The 23710-nt window shown below is 72.0% G+C and carries 18 protein-coding genes; 6 read left to right on the top strand and 12 right to left on the bottom strand.

From position 1 onward, the window contains the following. Positions 1-106: 106 nt before the first annotated feature. From ACRWK8_RS21635 to ACRWK8_RS21595, 9 genes are all read right to left on the bottom strand, one after another. On the bottom strand, positions 107-1018 hold the full coding sequence (locus ACRWK8_RS21635; protein WP_352388517.1) for an ATP-binding cassette domain-containing protein: 912 nt from the start codon (positions 1016-1018) through the stop codon (positions 107-109). A 4-nt stretch (positions 1019-1022) separates the two neighbouring features. Further along, positions 1023-1976 (bottom strand): ABC transporter ATP-binding protein, encoded by a 954-nt coding sequence (locus tag ACRWK8_RS21630; protein ID WP_378743144.1) that lies wholly within the window; start codon positions 1974-1976, stop codon positions 1023-1025. Next, positions 1976-2887 (bottom strand): ABC transporter permease, encoded by a 912-nt coding sequence (locus ACRWK8_RS21625; protein ID WP_378743146.1) that lies wholly within the window; start codon positions 2885-2887, stop codon positions 1976-1978. The genes ACRWK8_RS21630 and ACRWK8_RS21625 overlap by 1 nt, the downstream gene beginning before the upstream one ends. Further along, complete coding sequence (locus ACRWK8_RS21620; protein ID WP_378743149.1) at positions 2884-3879, bottom strand: ABC transporter permease; 996 nt, start codon at positions 3877-3879, stop codon at positions 2884-2886. The genes ACRWK8_RS21625 and ACRWK8_RS21620 overlap by 4 nt, the downstream gene beginning before the upstream one ends. Positions 3880-3945: 66 nt before the next feature. After that, the gene (locus ACRWK8_RS21615; protein ID WP_431872509.1) at positions 3946-5637 is read right to left on the bottom strand and encodes an ABC transporter substrate-binding protein; all 1692 of its coding nucleotides are present in this window, start codon (positions 5635-5637) and stop codon (positions 3946-3948) included. 171 nt (positions 5638-5808) lie between these two features. Continuing rightward, positions 5809-6855, bottom strand: a complete 1047-nt coding sequence (locus ACRWK8_RS21610) for a LacI family DNA-binding transcriptional regulator (RefSeq protein WP_378743153.1) — start codon at positions 6853-6855, stop codon at positions 5809-5811. A gap of 212 nt (positions 6856-7067) precedes the next feature. Then, entirely contained in the window at positions 7068-7946 is an 879-nt protein-coding gene (locus ACRWK8_RS21605; protein WP_431872507.1) for an Fpg/Nei family DNA glycosylase, read from the bottom strand. A 78-nt stretch (positions 7947-8024) separates the two neighbouring features. After that, on the bottom strand, positions 8025-11144 hold the full coding sequence (locus tag ACRWK8_RS21600; RefSeq protein WP_431872505.1) for an AAA domain-containing protein: 3120 nt from the start codon (positions 11142-11144) through the stop codon (positions 8025-8027). A 140-nt stretch (positions 11145-11284) separates the two neighbouring features. Further along, positions 11285-12730 carry a PucR family transcriptional regulator gene (locus ACRWK8_RS21595; protein ID WP_431872503.1) on the bottom strand — a complete coding sequence of 482 codons (1446 nt, stop codon included), beginning with the start codon at positions 12728-12730 and terminating at the stop codon, positions 11285-11287. Positions 12731-12887: 157 nt separating this feature from the next. Between ACRWK8_RS21595 and gabT the strand changes: the two genes are divergently transcribed. Beyond that, complete coding sequence (gabT, locus tag ACRWK8_RS21590) at positions 12888-14222, top strand: 4-aminobutyrate--2-oxoglutarate transaminase (RefSeq protein WP_378743161.1); 1335 nt, start codon at positions 12888-12890, stop codon at positions 14220-14222. A 35-nt stretch (positions 14223-14257) separates the two neighbouring features. Here gabT and ACRWK8_RS21585 read toward each other — a convergent pair whose 3' ends face one another. After that, entirely contained in the window at positions 14258-15193 is a 936-nt protein-coding gene (locus ACRWK8_RS21585) for a LysR family transcriptional regulator (protein WP_378743163.1), read from the bottom strand. A 113-nt stretch (positions 15194-15306) separates the two neighbouring features. On the opposite strand from ACRWK8_RS21585, the gene ACRWK8_RS21580 reads away from it, so the two are divergent. The 3 genes from ACRWK8_RS21580 to ACRWK8_RS21570 are packed head-to-tail and all read left to right on the top strand — an operon-like array spanning position 15307 to position 18353. Then, complete coding sequence (locus ACRWK8_RS21580) at positions 15307-16662, top strand: CitMHS family transporter (protein ID WP_431872500.1); 1356 nt, start codon at positions 15307-15309, stop codon at positions 16660-16662. Positions 16663-16719: 57 nt separating this feature from the next. Beyond that, complete coding sequence (locus ACRWK8_RS21575; RefSeq protein ID WP_378743167.1) at positions 16720-18030, top strand: acyclic terpene utilization AtuA family protein; 1311 nt, start codon at positions 16720-16722, stop codon at positions 18028-18030. After that, entirely contained in the window at positions 18027-18353 is a 327-nt protein-coding gene (locus ACRWK8_RS21570; protein WP_378743169.1) for an AtuA-related protein, read from the top strand. The genes ACRWK8_RS21575 and ACRWK8_RS21570 overlap by 4 nt, the downstream gene beginning before the upstream one ends. A gap of 6 nt (positions 18354-18359) precedes the next feature. On the opposite strand, the gene ACRWK8_RS21565 is transcribed toward ACRWK8_RS21570, so the two are convergent. Further along, the gene (locus ACRWK8_RS21565; RefSeq protein WP_431872497.1) at positions 18360-18848 is read right to left on the bottom strand and encodes an Lrp/AsnC family transcriptional regulator; all 489 of its coding nucleotides are present in this window, start codon (positions 18846-18848) and stop codon (positions 18360-18362) included. A gap of 110 nt (positions 18849-18958) precedes the next feature. Continuing rightward, positions 18959-20563, bottom strand: a complete 1605-nt coding sequence (locus ACRWK8_RS21560; protein ID WP_378743173.1) for a PucR family transcriptional regulator — start codon at positions 20561-20563, stop codon at positions 18959-18961. Positions 20564-20747: 184 nt separating this feature from the next. On the opposite strand from ACRWK8_RS21560, the gene ACRWK8_RS21555 reads away from it, so the two are divergent. Together ACRWK8_RS21555 and ACRWK8_RS21550 are read left to right on the top strand one after the other, a co-directional pair. Further along, entirely contained in the window at positions 20748-22034 is a 1287-nt protein-coding gene (locus tag ACRWK8_RS21555) for an aspartate aminotransferase family protein (RefSeq protein WP_378743175.1), read from the top strand. A gap of 27 nt (positions 22035-22061) precedes the next feature. Beyond that, positions 22062-23570, top strand: coding sequence for a CoA-acylating methylmalonate-semialdehyde dehydrogenase (locus ACRWK8_RS21550; protein ID WP_431872494.1), 1509 nt, complete (start codon positions 22062-22064; stop codon positions 23568-23570). Positions 23571-23710: the final 140 nt, after the last annotated feature.

Raw genomic sequence — 23710 nt, 5'->3', positions numbered from 1 at the left:
ACGCGCTCTCTCTCACTACTGCTCGGGTACTGCTCGGTACTCGTCACTGCCGGTACTGGTGGCCGGGGCGGGCCCTGTACTGACCCGGTGCGGACCCGCCCCGGGGTCAGCCCTGGTCGATGCCGACGAAGTGGTTCTCCTCGATCTCGACCAGCGGTGCGGAGTCGTCGCCCTCGGCGACGGTGGGCAGATCCACGTCCTCGGGCGGATTCGCGGCCAGCTCCGCGTCCACCTCGGCCCACGTGCGGTGCATCTGGGGAACGCACGAGAGCAGGTGGCGGCTGTAGGGGTGCAGGGGGTTCTCGAACACCCTGCGGGTGGGTCCCATCTCCGCGATCGCGCCCTTGCGCAGGATCACCGACCGGTCGCTGACGTAGTTGCCCAGGGACAGGTCGTGGGTGACGAACAGGATGCCCAGGCCGCGCTCCTTGAGATCGACGAGCAGGTTGAGCACGTCGATGCGTGTGGAGGCGTCCAGCATGCTGATGATCTCGTCCGCCACCAACAACCTGATGTCCAGCAGGAGTGCCCGCGCGATGAGCAACCTCTGCAACTGCCCTCCGCTGAGCTGGTGCGGGTACTTGTTCAGCACGTTGTCCGGATCGAGCCGGACCGTGCCGATCACGTCCAGCACCCTCTGTTTCCAGTCCGCGTCCGACATCCCGGGGAAGTAGGAGGAGCGGATCATCGCGAAGACGCGGTCGGCTTTGAAGATCGGGTTGAAGGAGCTGAACGGGTCCTGGAAGACGCCCTGCACCCTGCGGTAGTACTCCTTCCTGGCGGAGAACCCGCGAATGCGCGAGACGTCCTGACCGTCGAAGACGATGCTTCCGGCGCTCACCCCGGTCAGGCCCAGCACCATCTTGCCGATCGTGCTCTTGCCGCTGCCGCTCTCCCCGATCAGCGAGACCACCTTGCCGGGTTCCACGGTCAGACTGACGTCGCGCACCGCGCGCAGCCGCGCGCCGCCGAACGCGCCCACCCGGTACACCTTGTGCACGTGGCTCAGTTCCAGCACGGCACTACCTCCCCGTCTTCCAGCAGGCGGCCCAGTGGCCGGGGTCGATCTCCACCAACGGCGGAGTCTCGGAGCACTCCTCCGAGGCGAGGGGGCAACGGTCCTTGAACCGGCAGCCCGTGGGCGGCCTGAGCAGCCCGGGCGGGGTGCCGGGGATGCCCTCCAGCCGGGTGTCCTCGGTGGTCGTGCCGACCTCGGGCAGCGCCCCGATGAGCATCTTGGTGTAGGGGTGCCGAGGGTCGTTGATGATCGTGCTCGCCGGAGCCTTCTCGGCGATCCGGCCCGCGTACATGACCATGACCGTGTCCGCCATCTGGTAGACGAGCGAGATGTCGTGGGTCACGAAGATCATGCTCTTGACGTAGCCGCGGTCGCGGAACTCCACCATGGACTCGACCACCGAGCGCTGGGTGGACACGTCCAGGGCCGACGTCGCCTCGTCCGCGATGAGCAGGGACGGGTTGAGCAGGGTGGCCATGACCATGACCACGCGCTGCTTCATGCCGCCGGACAGCTCGATGGGGAACCGCTGGAGCACGTCGGGGTCGAGGCCCACGAGCTCCAGGCGGCGGTTCAGCTCCTCCGCGACCGTCGCCGGGCGGACGCCGCGTGCGCGCAGCAGCTCGTTGATCATCCGACCGATCCTGCGGGTCGGGTTGAGCGCGCTCATCGCGTACTGCGGGATGAGCGAGATCTCGTGGTACCGGAACGGGTTCATCGCGCGGTCGTCCGCGACCGGCACGTCCCGCCCGTCGAGCTCGATCGTGCCGTCCACGTGCCGCATCCGGCCGTCCAGCCGGATCAGGCTCTTGCCGAGGGTGGTCTTGCCGCAGCCGGACTCCCCGGCCAGGCCCATGATCTCCCCGTCAGCGAGGTCGAAGCTCACCCCGTCGAGGGCGTGGACGTCCCCGCGCAGGGTCTGGTAGTGGACCTTCAGGTCCTGGACGCGCAGGGTCATCACAGCTCCCGCAGCTTGGGGTTGAAGACCTCGTCCAACCCGACGTTGAGGATGTACATCGAACCGACGAGCAGGGTGATCCCCGCGCCGGGCGGGACGAACCACCACCACATGCCGAGCTGGAGGGCGCTCCACTGGACCGAACTCTCCAGCATGAGCCCCAGCGAGACGCCACCGGTGGGCCCCAGACCGATGAAGTCGAGCCCGGCCGCGATGAGCACGGCCCCGCCGAAGAGCAGGATGAACGACATGACCAGGTAGGAGCTCATGTTGGGGGCGATCTCGGTGGTGATGATCTTCCAGGTCCGGCGCCCGCTGAGCCGGGCCAGATCCACGTAGTCGCGGGTGGCCAGGGACAGGGCCTGTGAGCGGACCGCCCGGGCAGCCCAGGGCCAGGACGTCAGACCGATGAACAGGGCCTGTACGACCAGGCCTCGGACGTCCAGGTACGCGACGGCGACGATGAGCACGACGAGCGCCGGCAGCACCAGCACCACGTTGGTGAGCACGTTGAGGATCTCGTCGACGATGCCGCCCTTGTACCCGGCGACGAAACCGATCGCCGTGCCGAGGACGAAGGCGATGCCGCCGCCGAGGAGTCCGGTGACGAACGTGGAGCGCAGGCCGTGGACGAACTGCGCCCAGATGTCCTGGCCGAACGAGGTGGTGCCCATCCAGTACTCGGAGTTGGGGGGCTGGTTCTGCGGGCCGATGTAGACGTTGGGTCCCTCGCTGACGAAGAGCGGGCCGATGAGGCCGAGCAGCAGGAGGGCGAGGACGATGCTCGATCCGATGAGCAGCTTGGGGTTGCGGCGGGCGAAGTGCAGGGTCTCGGAGACCTTGCGCTCGGCTGCTGGTTCGGGCGCGGTAGCGGAGTCGGCCGCTCCGGGAGCCCCGGGGATCGCGCTCATGACGCGCCTCCTGTCATCTGCACGCGGGTGCGCGGGTCGACCAGGACGTAGATGATGTCGATGATGAAGTTGGCGATCAGCACACCGACGACCACGAACAGGAAGATTCCTTGCAGGAGGAACAGGTCGTTGTTGTTCAGTGAGCGCAGGATCAGGGTGCCCAGGCCCGGATAGGTGAACACGATCTCGGTGAGCAGCGCTCCGGCGATGATGGTGCCCAGCTGGACCGCCAGCCCGGTGATCTGCGGCAGCATCGCGTTGCGGAACGCGTAGCGGCGGATCAGTCGGCGGGGCGCGCCCAGGGCCTGGAGGTAGTTGGAGTACTCCGCCTCCAGTTCGTAGATGATCAGGTTGCGCATGCCGATCGCCCAGCCGCCCAGACCCACGACGAACATGGACAGGAACGGCAGGAACCAGTGGCTGACCAGGTTCACGAAGAACGGCCACGACCATGAGGGAGTGAGCGCGAAGCCGTATCCGCCGGCGGTCGGGAAGAAGCCGCCCACGACACCCAGTGCCCAGAGCAGCAGCAGGGCCATCCACATGTACGGCGTGGCGGTCAGGATGTAGCCGACCGGCAGCAGGGTGTTGTCGAGGACCTTGCCGCGCGCCGCGAAGGCGCCGAAGTGGTTCCCGACGATCCAGCTCAGCACGATGGCGGGGATCAACAATCCCAGGGTGTAGGGGATGTGACGCAGGATGATGTCGGTGACCGGCTCGGGGTAGAGCCACACACTGACGCCCAGGTCACCCCGGAAGAGCCCTGACCAGAAGGCGAAGTACTGCTGGTGGAGCGGGGTGTCGAGACCGAAGACCTCGTTGTAGTAGGTGGTCATTCGCTCCAGGGCCTCCGGGTCGGAGATCGACGCCCTGTTGAGCATGCTGCGTACGGGGTCACCCGGCATGAACCGCGGGATCATCCAGTTGATGGTGACCGCGATCACGAAGGTGAGGCCGTAGAAGCCCAGCTTGCGACCCATGTAACGCCACACGGGTGTCCTCCAAGGATGGAGCGCGGGGGTGGAGCGCTCCCGTGGCGGGAGCGCTCCACCGGTGCGCTATTCGGCCAGTTCGATCTCGGCGAGGGTGTGGATGGCGCCGATCTCGAACCATCCGTCCCACATGGCGGCATAGCCGTGGTAGCCCTGCTCGCTGGGCCAGTTGGTCCAGACGGAGTTGTTCTGCTGTGACCAGAGGCCGTTGTACCAGAGCGGGATCGCGGGGAGTTCGTCCAGCTGGATCTCCTGGATCCGCGAGGAGACCTCGGCGGCGCCTTCGGTGTCGTCGGCGGGAACAGCGGCGAGCTCCTGGACCAGGGACCAGACCTCCTCGTTCTCGTAGCGCCCGAAGTTGACGGTCGTCTGCTGCTCACGCAGCGGGAGCTGGAAGAGGTAGTCGTAGTAGGTCCATGGCGTGTTGCTCAGCTGCCGCTCGTTGTTGACCACCATGTCGAAGTCGCCTTCGTTGCGGTTGTTGACGAGCAGGTCGAAGTCCGGGTACGCGGCTTCGACGTTGATGCCCACCTCCTGGGCGTTGGCGGCGATGACGCTGGCCGACTCCATCCAGTCGGTCCAGCCCGAGGGGACCTCCAGGGTGAGGGAGATCGGTTCGCCGTCGGGGGTTTCGACGAAACCGTCGCCGTCCTCGTCCAGGTATCCGGCTTCTTCGAGGAGGGCCACCGCCTCGTCGGGGTTGTAGGTGTAGCCCTTCTCATCCACCAGGTCGTGGTCGATGTACTCGTCCCACTGCGGCAGCAGGCCGGTCGGGTTGGCCCCCTCCACCAGGTTGGAGTAGGGGCCCTCGATGATCTGGTCCATGTTGATGGAGTGCGCCAGGGCCCTGCGGAACTCGACGTCGCCCAGCGCCTCGTGCTCGTGGTTGAGCACCAGCCACGCCGTGTTCGCGGACTGCATGTAGGGCGGGCCGTCGTAGTAGCTGGTGATGTTCTCGCCGTCGATGACCTGGTCGATCCCGGGCAGGAAGTTGTTCGACATGTCGACGTCCCCGCTGCGCACCAGGTTCATCGACGCCTCGTTGGACTCGACGACGATGTCGACGATGTACGTCGGCTTCATCTCCAGCCCGAGGACCTCGGTGCCCCACCAGTCGTCGTTGCGCTTCCACACCATCCGGTCGTCGCCGTGCGTCTCGTAGGTGTAGGCACCGCTGCCCACCGGATCGCTGTTGGGGTTGTCGGTGATCTCTTCCTGGCTCTTGTCGGCCCAGATGTGGTCCGGGACGATGACGTGGCTGTAGGCCCAGTTCATCCACTGCTGAGGCCGACTGTCCGAGAAGCTGACCGTGACCTCCAGTTCACCGGTGGCCTCGACGCTCTCCACGTAGTCCCAGACGTGGCTGTAGGAGACGTCCATCTGGCCGATCTCCAGGGTGGTGACCACGTCCTGGGCGACGATCGGCTCCCCGTCGGACCAGGTCATCCCGTCGCGGAGGGTGATGACGTGGGTCTCCTGGTCCGGCCACTCGTCGCTTTCCGCGAGCCAGGGGACGTACTCGCCCTCCTCCGCGTCGTAGTGGAAGAGCGGCTCGTAGGCCAGCCCGACGGTGCCGATGGTGTACGACCCCCGCATGATCGGGTTCCAGTTGACCGGTGGACCCCACAGGGTGCCCACGGTGTACAACGTCTCGTTCCGGGGGTAGCCCCCGGAGTCGCCCCCTGCGCCCTCGCCCGAGCACGCGCTGGCGACCAGCACCAGCGCCGCCAGAGCGGCGGGAAGCCTCAGAGATCTCATCTCGACTCCTCCTTCCACCCGGTCGGCCCTTCGTATGGGGGGAAGCCGATCCTGTCGCGGAGGGCTGGGAGCGCTCCCAATAGAGGGAGCGAAGGACCGTTGCTGAACCGGGTAAGTGACGTTAACAACAACATGGACCGGCGAACCCCGTCAATCCCCGACACTTCGGTGTTATCCGCTTGTAACAGCGGATTCGGGCTCTCCCACCAGCGGGCCCGTGCTCCCGCGAGGGTGCAGCTCCCCCACCGGGGACTCCTCGCTCTCCACCCGCTCGCCGTCCAGGACCCGGCCGAGCATCCCGGCGACCTGGCGACCGTGACCCACCACGTCCCGGCTGATCGCGGTCAGTGAGGGACGCACCAGACGGCAGAGCGCCGAGTCGTCCCACGCCACGATCGACAGCTGACCCGGCACGTCCACACCCATCTCGGCGGCCACCCCGAGCCCGGCCACCGCCATCAGGTCGTTGTCGTAGACCAGGGCGGTGGGCCGGTCCGCGGAGGCCAGGAGGCGCCGCGTGGTCCGGGTCCCCGCCTCCCCCGTGTAGTCCGCGTTCACCGAGTACGCCGAGGCCAGCCCGGCCCCGGCTGCGGCCTCCTGGAAGGCCGCGCCGCGCACCCGGGTGTGCAGGAACACCTCCGGGCCGGCGATCCGGGCGACGCGCCGGTGCCCCAGGGCCGCGAGGTAGTGGACCACCTCGCGGACCGAGGCGCCGTCGTCGCTGTACACGCAGGGCAGCCCGCCCACGCCGTCCGGCCCGCCGAGGACCACGGCGGGCAGGCCCAGGGAACGCACCGCCTCCGGGCGGGGGTCGTCCGCGCGCAGGTCGACCATGACCACGCCGTCCACCCGGCGCTCCGAGGCCCAGCGCCGGTACACGTCCAGTTCCGCCCCGGCGTCGTCGGTGACCTGGAGCAGGAGGTCCACCCCGGCCGAGGCCAGCTCCGTCTCGACGCCCGAGACCAGTTGCATGAAGAACGGTTCGATGCCGAGCGAGCGGGCGGGCCGGTCCACCACCAGTCCGACGGCGCCGACCCGGCCACCCGGGGCCAGTGCCCGGGCCGCCTTGCTGGGCGCCCACCCCAGGTCGTGGGCGATGTCCAGGATGCGCCTCCGGGTCTCCTCCGAGACTCCGGGGCGTCCGTTGAGCGCGTACGAGACCGCCCCCTTGGACACCCCCGCCGCGCGGGCGATGTCCATGATCGTCGGTCTCCGCATCAGAGCACCCACAGTGCCTCCCTCACGTCCTCTCTCCTCCCGACCCCGGTCGTTGACCGGGGGTGCCGAGCACCGGGTTCGCTGAACCGGTTAAGCGATCGACACGGGATTGTACCCACCGGGGTACCGGGCACCCCAGGAGTTTTCGGAGCCGCGGCGCGGGTGCGCGGCCCGGGGCGGGACGTGCGGGAGCGGGAAGGCCGGGGCCGCGGCTACCTCTGGCAGCCGGGGCACCAGTACAGGGTGCGCCCGGACAGCTCGGTGGCGGAGACCGGCGACGCGCACACGCGGCAGGGGTCCCCGGTCCGGTAGCAGACGTAGAGCGTGTCGGGCCGGGGCACCGGGAGCGCCTCGGGGTCGGGCCGGTCCTCCGGCCGCGTGGTGATGATGTACCCGTCCCGGACGCCGTCCCGCAGGAGCGCGGCGAGGTCGGCCCACAGGGCCTCCCACCGCTCCCTGGTGAGCTCACGACCGGGGGTGAGGGGGTCGAGCCCCGCGCGGAAGAGGGACTCGGCCCGGTAGATGTTGCCGATGCCCGCGATGACGTCCTGGCGCATGAGGAGCACCGCGAGGCTGCTGCGGGACCGGCTCACCACGCGCCAGGCCCGTTCGGGGTCGGCGTCGGGGCGCAGCGGGTCCGGACCGAGCCGGTCCTGGACGGCGTGCTTCTCCTCCACCGTGATGACCTCACACGCCGAGGCGCCGCGCAGGTCCGCCCAGCCCGAGGAGTTGACCAGGCGCGCGCGGACGGCGCCCACCGGCTCCGGCGGGACCACGTGGCCGTCCGGATCGCGCCGCAGGTCGAGGCGGGCGGTTCCCTCGGCGCGGGGCGCGCCCAGGTGGCGCTCGCCGTCGGCGTCGCCGAAGGACCAGGCACCGTAGAGGCCCAGGTGGACACGGAGCCACTCTCCGGAGTCGAAGCCCAGGAACAGGTGCTTTCCGTGCGCCTCGCTCTCGGTGAGGACCCGGCCGTCGATCCGCGCCGCGCCCTCGACGAAGCGCCCCTGGGGGCTGCTGGCCCTCACCGTCCCACCGCCGAAGGCCTTCTCGAAGTGTGCGGCCAGCCGGTGCAGCGTGTGACCCTCAGGCACCCGTGTCCCCTTCTGTGAGCATGTGTCCTTCGCTCCAGGATAGGGCGCGGGCCCGCGCCCCCGACCGGGGCGGCGGCATCAGCAGGCGGACAGGATCTCCTCCACCAGCGTCCGGGGGTCGGTCAGGCAGCGCCAGGCGGGCACCACCACCACGAGGTCGTCCGTGGCCCCGTTGAGCGCGTTCCCCCGGGCGAGCAGGCGGCGCAGGGCGGGGCCGTCGGGCTCTCCGTCGAGCAGCAGGAGCACGCGCCGGGCGCCGTAGCCGACCACGAGGTCGGCCGTCCACCCGTCGACACGGCGGTCCACCTCCACGCCGGTCCCGGCCGTGCGCAGGGCGTCGACCAGGGCGAGGCGGGCCGGGGTGGCGGCGGGCCCGGGGCCTCCTCCGAGGAGGTCGCCGAGCGGGCCGTCCCCGCCGGACCAGTGGTCCCGGTCGCCCACCACCACGAGGCGTTCGCGGGTCCGGGTGAGCAGCGACGACCACAGGTGGGTCATCGTGCGCACCCGCCGCTCCGCGATGGCCGGGGCGTCCGCGGCGAGCATCGGGGAGAGCACGGTGACGTCGGCGCGGGCGGCGTCGGAGTCCAGCAGGTCGGCCCCGCCCACCCGGACCCGGCGGCGCAGGTGGCGTTGGCGCAGCAGCCTGCGGAGCAGTGCCACCTGTGGTTGCAGCGGGGCCACCACCGCGAGGTCCGTGGCCTCGGGCAGCTCCCGGTCGAGCTCGGCCACCACCACGGCCACCCGGTAGGCCTCCTCCCGGTTGACGTAGGAGGAACCGGGCGCCGCCTCGCACTCCCCCGCGACGTCGCGCCACTCGAAGGCGGGGCCCGACCCGCCCCGGGGCGGCCCCGCCACCACGAGCCGCCCGCCGTAGCAGTGCCGGGAGGCGGACGCGGCCAGGTCCTCGGGGGCGCCGTCGTGTTCGTCCAGCCAGAGCGTCGTCGGAGTCGCCGCGCGCACCGCCCGCAGCGCCGAGCCCGCTCCGTGCCGGAGCGCGCGATCGTCCAGCTGGTCCGCGACCAGCCCGGCCGTCGCCAGGGCCCGCCGCTCCTCCTCCGGCTCCAGCACGCTGGCCGGGCCCGGGTGGGCCGGGTCCCCCGCGACGACCGCGCGACCGGCCCGGTAGAGCACCGGCAGGAGTTCGCTGACCCTGGTCCGCTCCGCTCCCACCACGACCACCAGGTCGAACATCCCGGCCTCCGGGGGCAGGGCACGGGCCTGGTCGGTGCGGCAGGCCCACACGGGCAGGGTGTCGAGAAGGTGGGCGGCCGGGCCGGGCCAGCTCCCGTCGTGGTTCCAGTTGAGTGCCTCCACACGGTTCTCGATGGAGGTGCGGCCACGCCGGAGGCGGGAACCGGTGACGGCGGACAGACAGGCGGCGCTGGCCCGGCGGTGCCGGGCCCAGGCGTCGGCCAGCTCCTCGCTGAGTTCGTCCAGGGGCGCGCAGCGGGTTCGGCGGTCCACGGCCTCGCGCCACCGGCTCTCCAGCCGGGCCACGGCGCGGAGCTGGTCGAGCCCCTCGGGGTCGGTGGCCACACCGAGTTCGCGGCGGACGGCGGCACGGTGGTGGAAGCCGCCCAGACCGCGACCGGCCGCGCGTTCGGCCCGGTGCAGCCAGTACTCGGGGCCGCCGTGTCGGGGGGTGAAGAGGGTGTCGGGGGCCCAGCCCCGGGCGACGCTGCGACCGCGCTCCTCGGCCAGGCGGGCCAGGACGTGACCGTCCGCGGCCAGCGTGTCCATGGTCGCCCAGACCCGGCGGACGCGGTTCCACGAGGCGACCAGGTCGTCCCGGTGGCTGGCGCCCTCCTCCCCCGCGGGCTGCGGCCCTGCGGCGGGTGCCGGCTGTGCGTGGCGGGCGAGCAGGCGGGTGAGCTGGCGCTGTTCTGCGGTGCGTTCACCGGTGCCGCCGACGCGGACCACCGGATGCGCGGGGGCGGTGTCGGCGCGGGTCAGGACGGCGTCGAGGTCGGCCTCGGTCCGACCGCACACCAGGACCCGCTGGCCGCAGGCGACGGCGGTGCGCACCAGAGCGTCGACCAGGTCGTGGACGCCGCTGCCGGGAGGGGCGGCCACGGCGGTGAGCTGTTCGCGCATGGCGGCGCTCAGGACCGCGTACTGGGACTGGCTGAGGTCGGTGGCCGAGACCGGGACCGGCGGGGGGTTGTGGTCACGGTCCCGTGGATCCCGGCGGTGGGCGCGGGGGCCGTGGAGCGTCTCGGGAACCGCTCGGGCCCCGGCGGGGTCCGTGGCCCGGGCGGTGGGGGCCGCGTGGGCGGCGCTGCCGAGCAGGGACTCCAGCGCGGTGCCGACGATGGCGCCCGGGTCGAGTCCGTGGTGGTCGGTGGGGTCGAGGTCCGCGAGCACCCCCTCCACCCCCTCGGAGACCCCTTCGGACGCCTCTCCGTCGCCCGTCGCCGAGGGGCCGGCACGGAAGAGCACGGCCGTGTTGTGCGCTCCCGAGACAAGCGGATGGGGCCTGCCCCGGGTGCCGAGCGGGGCGATGTCGTCGACCCGTTCGATCTCCAGCCGGGTGAGCAGGGTGCGCACCTTGGTGGCGAGGTCCGCGACGGCGGCGGGCCGGTGGGCGGGATCGGGGGCCCCGGAACGGAGACGGGCGCGCAGCTCGAAGAGGTCCTCGGGGTCGGTGACGCCGAGCCGGGCGAGGAGGGCGGTGTTGACGTCGGGCCTGCCCACGGCGCGCACCAGCGGACCCGGGCCGTTGCCCGGGAGGCCGGTCGGACCCACCGCCCGGGGTTCGTCCACGGCCCGGACGTCCACGGTGAGCAGGGGCAGGGCCACACGGTCGGCGCCCTCCCCGAGGATCACCAGGGGGTAGCCGTAGCGCAGCGCCTGACCGTGCCGCACGGCGAGGCGGGTCACCCGGGCGCTCTCGGGGTGTGCGGGCAACGTGTCCCTGGCTCCGCTGAACAGCAGTTCCGGGCCGGCGGGCAGGCAGGCGCAGGTGTCGGTGTCCAGACGCTCGGCGCGCACTACGTGGGTGAGCACCGACTCGCGGCGCAGGCAGGCCCGCAGGTAGGCCAGGAAGGAGCGGATCCCGCCCCGGTCCACCGGCGCCTTCCAGCGCACCGACCCCGCACCGGATCCCGCGGCCCTCCGCTCGCGGACCGTGACCCGTCCGTCCGTGGTCGGGTAGGACCCGAGACCGCCGATCTGCTCGTCGTCCCGTAGTGACCTCACGACGCCCTCCTGACCACCCGACCACACGTGATCAGATGACTACCCCCAGCTATCGTGGCCATTGTGGTGCATTTTCCGCGCCCCCACCCGGCGAACGCCGGAACCGGTGGCGCTTTCCCCGGGCCCCGCTCCGGCACGGCTCAGCGGGACGTCCGGCCCTCGCGGACACGCAGCGCGATCCACAGTTCGGTGCGGTGGTCGGGGTCGTCCAGGTCGCCGGGGAGCAGTTCCCGGATGCGCCGCATCCGGTAGCGCAGGGTGTGCCGGTGCACTCCCAGCTGTTCGGCGGCGGTGTCCCAGCGCCCGGAGGCGGCCAGGTAGGCGCGCAGCGAGGCGAGGAGTTCGGGCGCGGCCCGCTGCTCGTCGATCGGGGCCAGCAGCTCGTCGGCCAGCCGGGCCCCGGCGGAGGTGTCCAGCAGACCGAGCAGTCCGCCCGGGAGCTGGTCGAAGTGCTGGAGCTCGCGTCCCTCCTCCTCGGCGGCGGTCAGTGCCCGCTCGGCCTGGGAGCGGGCGGCGGCCAGGTCCGGGTAGTCGACCGGGGCGCTCACCCCGACCGGCCCGGTCAGGACCTCGCCGAACACGGCCGCCTCGGTGCCCGCGGCGGCCAGCACGGCCGTGCGGCCCTCGTGCTCGGCCACGAGGAGGCCCTCAGGGCGGGGTCCGCCCGGTACGGCCGTCCCGACGGCCACCACCACGGGTGCGGCGGGCAGGACCGACCGCAGGTCGGCGGCGCCCGGGTGGGCGGGGTCGAGGGCTCCGCCGAGCAGGGCCGTGAGCACGCCCGCCCCGGTGCCCGCCCCGGGCGTGGGGCGTTCGAGTTCGAGGGAGAGCAGGGAGACCGCCGCGTTGACCAGGGTGCGGTCGTCGGAACCGGACACCCGGACCCCGCCGACGGCCAGGAACCCCCGCGCCCGGCCGCTCGTGGCCAGGGGCTGCACGGAGACGCGGTCGCCCTCCGAGGCCACCGAGACGCTGGCCCGGGGCCCCGCTCCGCGCAGCCGGGCGAGCTCGTCGGCCAGGCCGGGGGCGCGGGCGGCGGCCGACGCCGGAGCCGCGTGCCGGACCGCTCCGTCCGGGGACAGCAGCAGCACCCAGCCGCCGAGTTCGCGGGCGAGCCGCTCCACCACGGCGGGGGCGCCGGTCAGCGCGGCCCGGGTGAGTGCGCGCTGGGCGGCGAAGGCACGGTTGAGTCCCTCGTACTCCTCCTGGGCGAGCAGCCGGGAGACCTCCTTGCCGACCGCCATGAACGGGGTCAGGCGGTGGACCTCCAGCAGGGCCACCCCGAACTCCTCGGCGGCGGCGACGAGCTCCTCGGGGGTGTGGTCGAAGTTGACGGCGGCGCCGAACCCGATCCCCGCGATGTCGCGTTCGGCCAGGCGGCGCACGTAGTCGCGCAGGTCGGGGAACCGGTCCACCCACCGCACTCCGGTGGTGAGCACGAGCTCTCCTCCGGCGAGGTAGGGGGTGGGGTCGGCCAGCTCGCTGACCGCGACCCACTCCACCTGGCGGTGCGTGCGGTCCTGGCCGGTGAGCAGGCGCAGGCGCAGGCTCGGCGTGCGCAACAGCGCCCCCAGTGTCGGCGGCATCCGGTCTCCCCCCGTAGCTCTCCCGCAGGCGGCCCCGTCCCTGACGCAATGGCACAGGACGCTCACCTGATTATCCACTGTGTCCATGGGTGTCCGGTTCGACGCGATCTAGTGTCGTGCTCGTCCGCACCGTCGCACCGCACAAGGAGGCAGCCGCATGGAACCGACCGAGGTCGCCCAGTCCCGCAGGATCGTCACCGAGATCCCCGGCCCCCGGTCCCGCGAGATCCAGAAGCGCCGTTCGGCCGCCGTCGCCCAGGGCGTGGGCAGCGTCCTGCCCGTGTACGTGGAGCGCGCGGGCGGCGGCATCGTCGAGGACGTCGACGGCAACGCGCTGATCGACTTCGGCTCCGGGATCGCGGTGACCAACGTCGGCAACGCCGACGCGCGCGTGGTCGCGCGCGCCGCCGAGCAGCTCGGCCGCTTCACCCACACCTGTTTCATGGTCAACCCGTACGAGGCCTACGTGGAGGTCTGCGAGGCGCTCAACCGGGTCACCCCGGGCGACCACGAGAAGCGGTCCCTCCTGCTGAACTCGGGCGCGGAGGCCGTGGAGAACGCGGTCAAGATCGCCCGCAGCGCCACCGGACGGCAGGCCGTCGTGGTGTTCGACCACGCCTACCACGGCCGCACCAACCTCACCATGGGCCTGACCGCGAAGAACATGCCGTACAAGCAGGGCTTCGGACCGTTCGCGGGAGAGATCCACCGCGTGCCGATGGCCTACGCCTACCGCTGGCCGACCGGTCCGGAGAACTGCGGCCCCGAGGCGGCGGCCGCCGCGATCGACCAGATCGTCAAGCAGGTCGGCGCCGAGAACGTGGCCGCGATGGTCATCGAGCCCATCCAGGGCGAGGGGGGCTTCATCGAGCCCGCCCCCGGGTTCCTGCCCGCGATGGTCGAGTTCTGCCGCGCCAACGGGATCGTGTTCGTCGCCGACGAGGTGCAGACCGGCTTCGCGCGCACCGGCGACATGTTCGCCTGTGACCACGAGGGGATCGTCCCGGACCTGATCGCCACGGCCAAGGGCATCGCGGGCGGTCTGCCGCTGGCGGCGGTGACCGGCCGCGCCGAGCTCATGGACGCCGTGCACGGCGGCGGTCTGGGCGGCACCTACGGCGGCAACCCGGCGGCGTGTGCCGCCGCCCTGGCCTCGCTGGAGGTCATCGAGACGGAGGACCTCACCGGCCGCGCCCGCGAGGTCGGCGCGCTCATGCTGGACCGCCTGCACAGCCTCGCGGACCGTTTCGACGTCGTGGGGGACGTGCGCGGCCGGGGCGCGATGGTCGCCATCGAGCTGGTCAAGGACGGCAAGGAGCCCGCCCCCGAGGCGGTGGCCCAGGTGCTGGCGCACTGCCACTCCCGGGGTCTGGTCCTGCTCAGCGCGGGCACCTACGGCAACGTGATCCGGATGCTGCCGCCGCTGGTCATCGGGGACGACCTGCTCCGCGAGGGCCTGGACATCCTGGAGGAGGCCCTGGCCGGGCTGTAGGAGGTCGACGGGAGCGGCTCGCGCCGCACCGGCGGTCAGGGGGTGTCCCGCACCCAGGCCACCCCCTCCGGAAGGGGGTGGCCCTCCTCGCGCATCGACAGGAGGAGGGCCAGGAAGGCCTCGGCCGCCGGTGCCATGCGCCGCTCCCCGTGGACGATCACGTCGACCCGCCGTTCGACGGCGGGCCCACCGAGCGGTCGGCAGGCGTGGTCGGCGAAGCTCATGAGGATCCGGGACAGCGCGGGGAGCGCCGCGACCCCGAGGCCCGCGGAGAGCAGGCCTCCGATGGTGGAGATGTTGCCCGCCTCGATGGTGCGCGCCGGTCGGAGCCCCGCGCTCCGGAAGGCCGCGTCCGTGACGGGGCGGACGCTGGAGTCCCCTCCGGTCACGATGAACGGTTCCGTGGCCAGGTCGGCCCAGGTGAGCTCGGAGTTGCGCGCGAGCGGGTGCCGGGACGGCACCACCGCGAGGAACCGGTCCCGGAACAGCGGCCGGGCCCGCAGTCCCTCCTGGGGTCCCGGGGCCGCCACCAGCGCCATGTCGCACTCCCCCGCCCGCAGACGCTCGATCGCGCTGCCCGCCATGCCGTCCAGGACGTGGACGTCGATCTCGGGCGCGGTCTCCCGAAACCGAGCGATCACGGCCGGGAGCAGTGCGGCGGCGAGTGAGGGCAGGGTCGCCACGACGACCGTGCCCCGGGTCCCCCGCAGGAAGCGTTCGAGCCCGTTCATCTCCGCGCGGTGCGCCGCGATCAGGCGCTCGGCCACGGCGAGGAGTGCGGTGCCCTCCGCAGTGCACCGCACGTGCCGCGTCGTGCGTTCGAGCAGGCGGACGCCGAGGTTCCGCTCCATCGTCATCACGGTCCGGCTCAGCGAGGACTGTGCGACGTGCAGCGTGTCGGCGGCGGCGGTGAAACTCCCGTGCCGGGCGACGGTCGCGAAGACGGACAACTCCCGCAGCGTCAGATCCATGCTTCGAGAGCATAGCTTCTTGCTTTATTCATGCTGGACACTCAAGGAATCTTCAGGGAAACATGAGCGCGAGTGCTGTAGGTCACTCTCGTCCCCTCCGAGGAGCGCTCCTGATGTTGACCGTCATGGGATTCGCCACGATCACGGTCGTGCTCGTGCTTCTGCTGTCCAACCGCGTGGGCGCGGTCGTGGCCCTGGCGGGTGTGCCCGTCGCCGCCGCCCTCCTGATGGGGTTCGGCCCGGGTGAGGTCGGCGCGTTCGTGACCTCGGGCATCACCGGGGTGGCCACCACCACCGCCATGTTCGTCTTCGCGATCCTGTACTTCGGGGTGATGCGCGACGCCGGGCTCTTCGACCCCGTCGTGCGACGCGTCCTGCGGTTCGCCGGTGACAACCCCGTGACCATCGCGGTGGCCACGGTGGTCCTGGCGATGGTGGCCCACCTCGACGGCGCGGGCGCGACCACGTTCCTCATCACGATCCCGGCGATGCTCCCGCTCTACGACGCGCTCGGGATGCGCCGGGTGGTGCTCGCCGCGCTCACCGGCCTCGGCGCGGGCATCATGAACATCGTCCCCTGGGGCGGCCCCACCGCCCGAGCGGCCACGGCGACCGGCATCCCCGCCAACGACCTGTGGGCCCCGCTCATCCCGGCCCAGCTCATCGGCATGGTCACCTGCCTGTTCATCGCGTACTACCTGGGTGTCCGCGAGCGGAACCGGCTGCGCTCGACGAACGTCGGGCGTCCGGCCGGTGCCGGGGTCGGTGCGGCCGGTGACGGAGCCCCGGGCGGCGGAACGGTGCCCGGGGAGTACGAGTCGGAGCGTCCGGAGCTCCTGCGGCCGCGCCTGTACTGGGTGAACGCCGTGCTCACCCTCGCCACGGTCGCCGCCCTCGTCTCGGGGGTGATGCCCCCGGAACTGGTGTTCCTGATCGCCCTCGTCCTCGCGCTGGCGCTCAACTACCCCGGGATGTCGGCGCAGACCGAGCGGATCAACGACCACGCCCGCGGGGCGATCCTCATGGCCAGCACCCTCCTGGCGGCCGGTGCCTTCCTCGGCGTCATGGAGGAGAGCGGCATGATCGAGGCGATGGCGGTGTCGATGACCGGCGCCATGCCGGACTTCCTCGGACCCGGGCTGCCGCTGCTGATCGGCGTGCTGGCCGTCCCCATGAGCCTGCTCTTCGGCCCGGACGCCTACTACTTCGCTGTCATGCCCGTGCTGGCCGCCGTCGGGGACGGCTTCGGCGTCGCGCAGATCGACGTCGCACAGGCCTCGATCACCGGTCAGGAGACCGTCGGCTTCCCGATCAGCCCGATGACCGGTTCCTTCTACCTGCTGGTCGGCCTCTCCGGGGTCCCCATCGGCACCCACATCCGGTTCCTGTTCCCCTGGGCCTGGCTCGTCAGCCTGGTCGTGTTCGGCTCGGCCGTGGCCATGGGCGTCATCACGCCGTGGGCGGCCTGACCGACCGGCCGCACACGTCGCGGACCCGAGGTCCGCACGAACCCGAAGGAGTACCACGTGACCCTCACCCGGATCGGCTGCGGCGCCGGATTCGCCTCCGACCGGCTCCAGCCCGCCGTGGACCTGGTCGAGCGGGGCGAGCTCGACACGCTCGTCCTGGAGTGCCTGGGAGAGCGGACGGTCTCGCTCGCCTCGCTGCGCGCCTCCGAGGGGTCGGGGCCGGGGTACGACCCGATGCTCCGCCGCCGCCTCGAACTCCTCCTGGAGCCGCTGCACCGCCGGGGCACGCGGCTGGTCACCAACGCGGGCGCCGCCGACCCCGTGGCGGCCGGGGCGATGGCCGCGGCGCTGGCCGCCTCGCTGGGCCTGCCGACCACCGTGGCCGCGGTGACCGGAGACGACGTCCTGGACCGCGTCGACCCGTCCGCGCCGTGCTGGGAGGACGGCGAGCCGCTGGAGTCCCATGGGGAGCTCGTCTCGGCCAACGCCTACCTGGGCGCCGAAGCCCTGCTCCCCGCGCTGCGCGGCGGCGCGGACGTGGTCGTCGCGGGCCGGGCCGCCGACCCCTCCCTGTTCCTGGCTCCGCTCCTCCACGACCTGGGATGGGACCCGGGGGACGACCGGCTGTTGGCGGCGGGCACGCTGGTGGGCCACCTGCTGGAGTGCGCGGGCCAGGTGACGGGCGGGTACTTCGCCGACCCGGGCCGCAAGGAGGTGCCCGGCCTGGCCGACCTGGGGTTCCCGCTGGCCGAGGTCGACGACGAGGGCCGCGCGGTGGTCACCAAGCTCCCGGGGACCGGCGGCAGGGTGGACCGCATGACCGTGACGGAACAGCTGACCTACGAGGTGACCGACCCCCGGGCCTACCTGACCCCGGACGTCTCCCTGGACATGACGGGTGTGCGCCTGCGGGAGCTGGGCGGGGACCGCGTCCTCGTGGACGGCGCGCGCGGCCTCGCCCGGCCGGACACGCTGAAGGTCAGCGTCGGCTACCGCGCCGGGTACCGGGGCGAGGGGGAGATCTCCTACGCGGGGCCGGGTGCCGTGGCGCGGGCCCGGCTCGCCGGGGAGGTGGTGCGCGAGCGCCTGGGGGGCCGGGTCCGGAGCCGGGTCGACCTGATCGGGTCCGGGCCGGGGCCCGACGGCGGGGACCCCTTCGAGTGTCGGCTGCGCGTCGCGGCCCTGAGCCCGGACCGGGCCGGGGCCCAGGCCGTGGAGGAGGAGGTCGGCGCCCTCTACACGTGCGGCCCCGCCGGAGGCGGCGGGGTGCGGACCCGGAGCGGGGAGGTCGTGGGAATCCTGTCGAGCACCATCGCACGAGAGGCCGTGGAACCGGCGGTCAGCTGGTTCGGGGAGGAGCGACGATGAGCGTCCCGCTGTACGAGATCGCCAGCGCGAGGGCCGGGGACAAGGGCAACCTGAACACGATCTCCGTCGTGGCCCGGGACCCCCGCTGGTATCCGGTGCTCCTTGAGGAGTTGACACCCGAGCGGGTGCGCGCCGTGCTGGGCGAGCGGTTCCGGGGGCCGGTCACCGTGCACCGGATGGACAACGTGTACGCCCTGGTCCTGGTGTGCGCCCGGGCCTCCGACGATACGGTGACCACGTCCCTGTACCTGGACGCCCATGGCAAGACCCTGGCCTCGGAGCTGCTGGGCATGGAGGTCTCCGGGGTCCCCGGGGCACCCTGAGGTCCGCTACCACGCACCCCGGGCGCGGCCCCGTTCGCGGGGCCTGAGGTGGAGGAAGGTCTCGGTGCTCCACACGGTCTCCACCGCGCGGATCGCGGCGACGACGTCCAGCAGGCGGGCGTCGTCCTCCGCGACGACCTCGACCATGAGGTCGAAGGAGCCCGCCGTGACGACCACGTACCGGACCCCGTCCAGCGCGGAGACGGCGTCGGCGGCGGTGGCGGGGTCGCCGTCGGTGCGGACGCCGATCATCGCCTGGCGTCGGTATCCCAGGACCACGGGGTCGGTGACGCCCACCACCCGGACCGCGCCGGACTCCAGGAGGCGCTGGACGCGCTGGCGGGCGGCGGCCTCGGAGAGGCCCACGGTCTTGCCGATGGCGGCGTAGGAGAGTCGGCCGTCCTGTTGGAGGAGCTCGATGATGCGCCTTCCCGTCTCGTCCAACACCACCCCGTTGACCCGCCGTGCGGGTCCGGGGCCGGGGAGCTCGGTCACTGGGGCCTCCACGCGCCGGAATCAGGAATCCCTTGCCGACGCCGGGATTCACGACGGAATCCAACGTACTGCACCGGCCGTGACGGGCCACTCCCGTGCTCTGGGGGCGCCTAGTGCTGGTCCCGGAGGGAGTCCAGGGACAGCAGGGCCACGTGGAGGGACAGGCAGGTCTCCACCGACTCCAGGTCGGCGTCGAGCACGTTGCCGATCCGGCGCAGCCGCTCGTAGAAGGCGGGGCGGGACAGGTGCGCCCGGCTCGCGGCCAGCGCCTTGTTGCGCCCCGCGCCCAGGTAGTGGCGGAGCATGTCGGCCAGGTCTCCGCCGTGCCGGGCGTCGTGGTCCAGGAGCGGGCCGAGCTCGCGCTCCACGTAGGTCTGGAGGCGCTCGTCGTCGCGGAACAGGTGGAGCAGCCCGCGCAGGTGGAGGTCGGGCAGGCGGTAGAAGGGGCGCCGGTCGCTCTGCTTGATCGCCACGTCGCCCACCTGGCGGGCTTCGAGGAAGGAGCGGCGCACCTCGCGGACGTCGTCGGCGGTCGAGCCCACGGCGAGCACCGCCGCGTCCCCCACCGCGCCCCGGACCCGGTCCGCGAGCAGGTGCAGGGTGGCGTCCAGCCGCCTGCGGTCGGGCAGGGCCAGCAGAATCCCCACGCGCAGGTCGTCGAGGGAGCCCACCAGCGCGGGGAGGCGGAGTTCGCGGCAGGCGCGGGCGGCGCCCTCGGCGGTGTCCGAGAGGCGGGCCTGGGCGGCCAGGCCGGTCCCGCTCTCCCGCAGGCGCAGGACCAGGCCGACCATCTCCCGGTTGTGCAGGGGAACCCCCACGGCGCGCGCCCGGACCAGCGCCTCCTCCGGATCGGAGTAGGCGCGGTCGATGATGCCCGTGATGATGGTGCGGTGGGTCTGGCGCTCCAGGCTCTCCTGGTGGCGTTCCAGCAGGCGGCCGAGGGCCAGTGTGGTGGCGGCGCGCTCGATGAGCATGGTCTGGCGGGCCGTGGGGGTGGCCCCGACGATGAGGATCAGCCTCCCCCAGTCCTGGCCCCGGGCACCGACCGTGGTGACCAGCCAGCCGGAGGCGGGCGCGTGCACCGTCCGGGTCCCGGTGCGGACCGCGCGCGAACGGCTCTCCCACGCGGTCAGCAGGGTGCCGGGATCCTCGCCGTTGAGGTCGCAGGCCAGGACCTGGTGGGTGAGGTTCTCCAGGACGACCGGGCACCCGGAGAGCTGGGCCACCTCGTGCAGGATCTGCGCGACGTCGGCGCCCTCCACGGACAGCTGGGTGAAGACCGAGTGGAGCTTCTCGGACTCGCGCAGCTCCTCCAGCTGCTCGTTGACCACCCGGATGTGCACGGCCTCGGTGATCTCGACGAAGCGGGCCTCGCGGTCGAGCAGGATGACCGGGACACGGGCCTCGCGGGCGGCGTCGAGGAAGGCCGCGGGGAGTTCGGCGTGGTACTTGCGGCCGAGCTCGACGGCGATCCCGCTGACCCCGGCGTCGGCGATGTCCTCGATGTAGCGGCGAAGGGCGTCGGGGTCGTCGGGCATGGCGATACCGGTGCTGAGCACCAGCTCACCGCCGCGCAGCAGGTGGGCGAGGTCGGTGACCTCGGCGATGTGGACCCAGCGGACGGCCACGTCCAGGTACTCGGAACCGGCCACCACTCGGGGCCTGGCCTTCTGGAGCGCGGGCAGCTGGAGGACCTCGGCGAGAGTGGGAAGCACAGGCGACAGTCTAGGACGCTCTGTCAGATTCGAGAGCGTTTCGCTTTACACCGTGCTGAGCCGTCCTCTCCCGTGAGCTCCGAGGAGACGCCTCCTCGGGTGCTTTACAACCTGTAAGGCCACCCAGCATGTTGTCAACATGGTGATTCTGGATAAGCCCCTCGGCGCTGGGGAGACTGAGGGCATGTCGGAACTCCTTGCGCGCCACCGCGCGGTCATGCCCTCCTGGTTGCCCCTCTACTACGAGTCCCCGCTGGAGATCGTGAGCGGGAAGGGCGCCCGTGTCACGGACGCCGAAGGCCGTACCTACCTCGACTTCTTCACCGGCATCGTGACCAACATGCTCGGCTACGACGTCGCGGAGGTCCGCGAGGCCGTGGAACGCCAGCTCGCCAAGGGCGTCGTCCACACCTCCACCCTCTACCTCATCCGCTCCCAGGTGGAGCTGGCGGAGCGGATCGCCGGACTGTCCGGCATCCCCGACGCCAAGGTCTTCTTCACCAACTCCGGCACGGAGGCCAACGAGACCGCGCTGCTGCTGGCCACGCACGCGCGCGGCAGCGACGAGGTCCTGGCCATGCGCGGCAGCTACCACGGGCGCTCCTTCGGCACCGTCGCGGTCACCGGCAACCGCGCCTGGAAGAACTCCTCGCTCTCCCCCCTCAACGTGCACTACCTGCACGGCACCGACCACGCCTCCCCCGCGTTCCGGAACCTCACGGAGCAGGAGTACGTCGACGTCTGCGTGGCCGACCTGCGCGAGGTCCTGGACACCGCGGCGCCCAACGTGGCCTGCCTGATCGCGGAGCCGGTCCAGGGCGTGGGCGGCTTCGCGATGCCCCCGGACGGCCTGTACGCCGCCTACAAGGAGGTCCTGGACGAGCACGGCATCCTCTTCGTCTCCGACGAGGTGCAGACCGGGTGGGGCCGGACCGGGACCAGCTTCTTCGGGATCGGCAACCACGGGGTCACCCCGGACGCCATGACCTTCGCCAAGGGGCTCGGCAACGGCTTCGCGGTGGGCGGCGTGGTGGCGCGCGGCGACCTCATGGACGGCCTGACCGCGCTCGGCGTGGCCACCTTCGGCGGCAACCCGGTGTCCATGGCGGCGGCCGGGGCCACCCTCGACCACGTGCTGGAGAACGACCTCCAGGGCAACGCGCTCCGTCAGGGAGCCACCGTCGTCGAGGGGCTGCGCGCGCTGCGCGAGCTCGCCTGCGTGCGGGACGTGCGCGGCAAGGGCCTGATGTTCGCGATCGAGATGGTCGACCCCGCCACGGGAGCGCCGTCCTCCCCGCTGGCGGGGCAGGTGCTGGAGGCCGCCCGTGAGCGCGGGCTGCTGGTCGGCAAGGGCGGCGTGCACGGCAACGTGCTGCGCATGGCCCCGCCGCTGACCCTGTCGACCGAGGAGGCCGCCGAGGGCCGCGACATCCTGCTGGACGCCGTCCGCGCCGTCGCCGACCAGGCCTGAGCCCGCCCCCCACCAGGAAGAGGAAGCATGAGCAAGCACGTCACCCACTGGATCGGCGGCGGTGCCCACGAGGGGCCCGCCGAACGGACCGGTGACATCTACGATCCGGCGTCCGGCACGGTCACCGGGACGGTGGCCCTCGCCGGGGCCGAGGAGGTCGGGCTCGCCGTGGCGACGGCGAAGGCGGCCTTCCCCGGCTGGCGGGACACCTCGCTGTCCAGGCGGGTCCAGGTCCTGTTCCGGTTCCGGGAGCTGCTGCGCGCCAACAGCGACCGGCTTGCGGCGGCCGTCAGCTCGGAGCACGGCAAGGTGTTCTCCGACGCCCAGGGCGAGGTGGCCCGTGGCCTGGAGGTCGTGGACTTCGCCTGCGGCATCCCCCACCTGCTCAAGGGCGGGTACTCCGAGAACGTGTCCACCGGGGTGGACGCCTACTCGATCCTTCAGCCGTTGGGCGTGGTCAGCGGTGTCACGCCGTTCAACTTCCCGGCGATGGTCCCGATGTGGATGTTCCCGGTGGCGATCGCCTGCGGCAACACGTTCGTGCTCAAGCCCAGCGAGAAGGACCCGTCCGCGTCCCTGATCCTGGCCGAGCTGTGGGCCGAGGCGGGCCTGCCCGACGGCGTCTTCAACGTGGTGCACGGGGACAGGGTCGCCGTGGACGCGCTCCTGGAGCACCCCGACGTGGCGGCGGTGAGCTTCGTGGGTTCGACGCCGATCGCCAGGTACGTGTACCGCAACGCCGCCGAGCACGGCAAACGCGTCCAGGCACTGGGCGGCGCCAAGAACCACATGGTGGTGCTGCCCGACGCCGACCTCGACCTGGCGGCGGACTCGGCGGTCTCGGCGGGGTTCGGTTCGGCGGGCGAGCGCTGCATGGCCATCTCGGCGGTGGCGGTGGTGGACTCGGTCGCCGACGACCTGCTGGAACGGATCCGCGAGCGGGTCTCGCGGCTGCGGGTCGGTCCCGGGGACGACGACCGCAGCGAGATGGGACCGCTGGTCACCCGGGAGCACCGGGACAAGGTGGCCTCCTACCTGGAGTCGGGGGTCCGTGAGGGGGCGACGCTGGCGATCGACGGCCGGGTCCACCCGGTGCTGGGCGGGAAGGCGGACGGCTTCTGGCTGGGCCCCTCGGTCCTCGACCACGTCGCCCCCGGGATGTCCTGCTACCGCGAGGAGATCTTCGGCCCGGTGCTGAGCGTGGTCCGCGTGCGCGACTACGACGAGGCGGTCCGGCTGGTCAACGGCAACCCGTACGGCAACGGGACGGCGATCTTCACCAACGACGGCGGGGCCGCGCGGCGGTTCCAGAACGAGATCGAGGTGGGGATGGTCGGCATCAACGTGCCCATCCCGGTGCCGATGGCGTACTACTCCTTCGGCGGTTGGAAGCAGTCGCTGTTCGGGGACTCGCACGCCCACGGCACCGAGGGCGTCCACTTCTACACCCGCACGAAGGCGGTCACGGCCCGCTGGACCGACCCGGGACAGCGCCCCGAGGGCGGCGTCGACCTGGGGTTCCCGACCAACGGCTAGCTCCGCGCCGGTCGAATTAACGGACGGATGTCTCTCACTGACGGTCGAGGGCGGGCCACACGGAGTATCGTGGTGCAGCGACGCCCTTCACCGGGCGCGACCGCGCGCCGAGCGCGCCACGAGAGACCATCCTGGATAGA

The sequence above is a fragment of the Nocardiopsis eucommiae genome (assembly GCF_965344335.1).
In the GTDB taxonomy this organism is placed as follows: Bacteria; Actinomycetota; Actinomycetes; order Streptosporangiales; family Streptosporangiaceae; genus Nocardiopsis; species Nocardiopsis eucommiae.
This window is presented reverse-complemented; position numbering and strand designations above follow the sequence as displayed.

What these genes read in the sequence shown, in the direction of transcription:
- ACRWK8_RS21630 (WP_378743144.1), bottom strand. Translation starts at nt 1,976, where the DNA reads ATGACCCTGCGCGTCCAGGACCTGAAGGTCCACTACCAGACCCTGCGC.
- ACRWK8_RS21625 (WP_378743146.1), bottom strand. Translation starts at nt 2,887, where the DNA reads ATGAGCGCGATCCCCGGGGCTCCCGGAGCGGCCGACTCCGCTACCGCG.
- ACRWK8_RS21615 (WP_431872509.1), bottom strand. Translation starts at nt 5,637, where the DNA reads ATGAGATCTCTGAGGCTTCCCGCCGCTCTGGCGGCGCTGGTGCTGGTC.
- ACRWK8_RS21610 (WP_378743153.1), bottom strand. Translation starts at nt 6,855, where the DNA reads ATGCGGAGACCGACGATCATGGACATCGCCCGCGCGGCGGGGGTGTCC.
- ACRWK8_RS21595 (WP_431872503.1), bottom strand. Translation starts at nt 12,730, where the DNA reads ATGCCGCCGACACTGGGGGCGCTGTTGCGCACGCCGAGCCTGCGCCTG.
- gabT (WP_378743161.1), top strand. Translation starts at nt 12,888, where the DNA reads ATGGAACCGACCGAGGTCGCCCAGTCCCGCAGGATCGTCACCGAGATC.
- ACRWK8_RS21585 (WP_378743163.1), bottom strand. Translation starts at nt 15,193, where the DNA reads ATGGATCTGACGCTGCGGGAGTTGTCCGTCTTCGCGACCGTCGCCCGG.
- ACRWK8_RS21580 (WP_431872500.1), top strand. Translation starts at nt 15,307, where the DNA reads ATGTTGACCGTCATGGGATTCGCCACGATCACGGTCGTGCTCGTGCTT.
- ACRWK8_RS21570 (WP_378743169.1), top strand. Translation starts at nt 18,027, where the DNA reads ATGAGCGTCCCGCTGTACGAGATCGCCAGCGCGAGGGCCGGGGACAAG.
- ACRWK8_RS21555 (WP_378743175.1), top strand. Translation starts at nt 20,748, where the DNA reads ATGTCGGAACTCCTTGCGCGCCACCGCGCGGTCATGCCCTCCTGGTTG.
- ACRWK8_RS21550 (WP_431872494.1), top strand. Translation starts at nt 22,062, where the DNA reads ATGAGCAAGCACGTCACCCACTGGATCGGCGGCGGTGCCCACGAGGGG.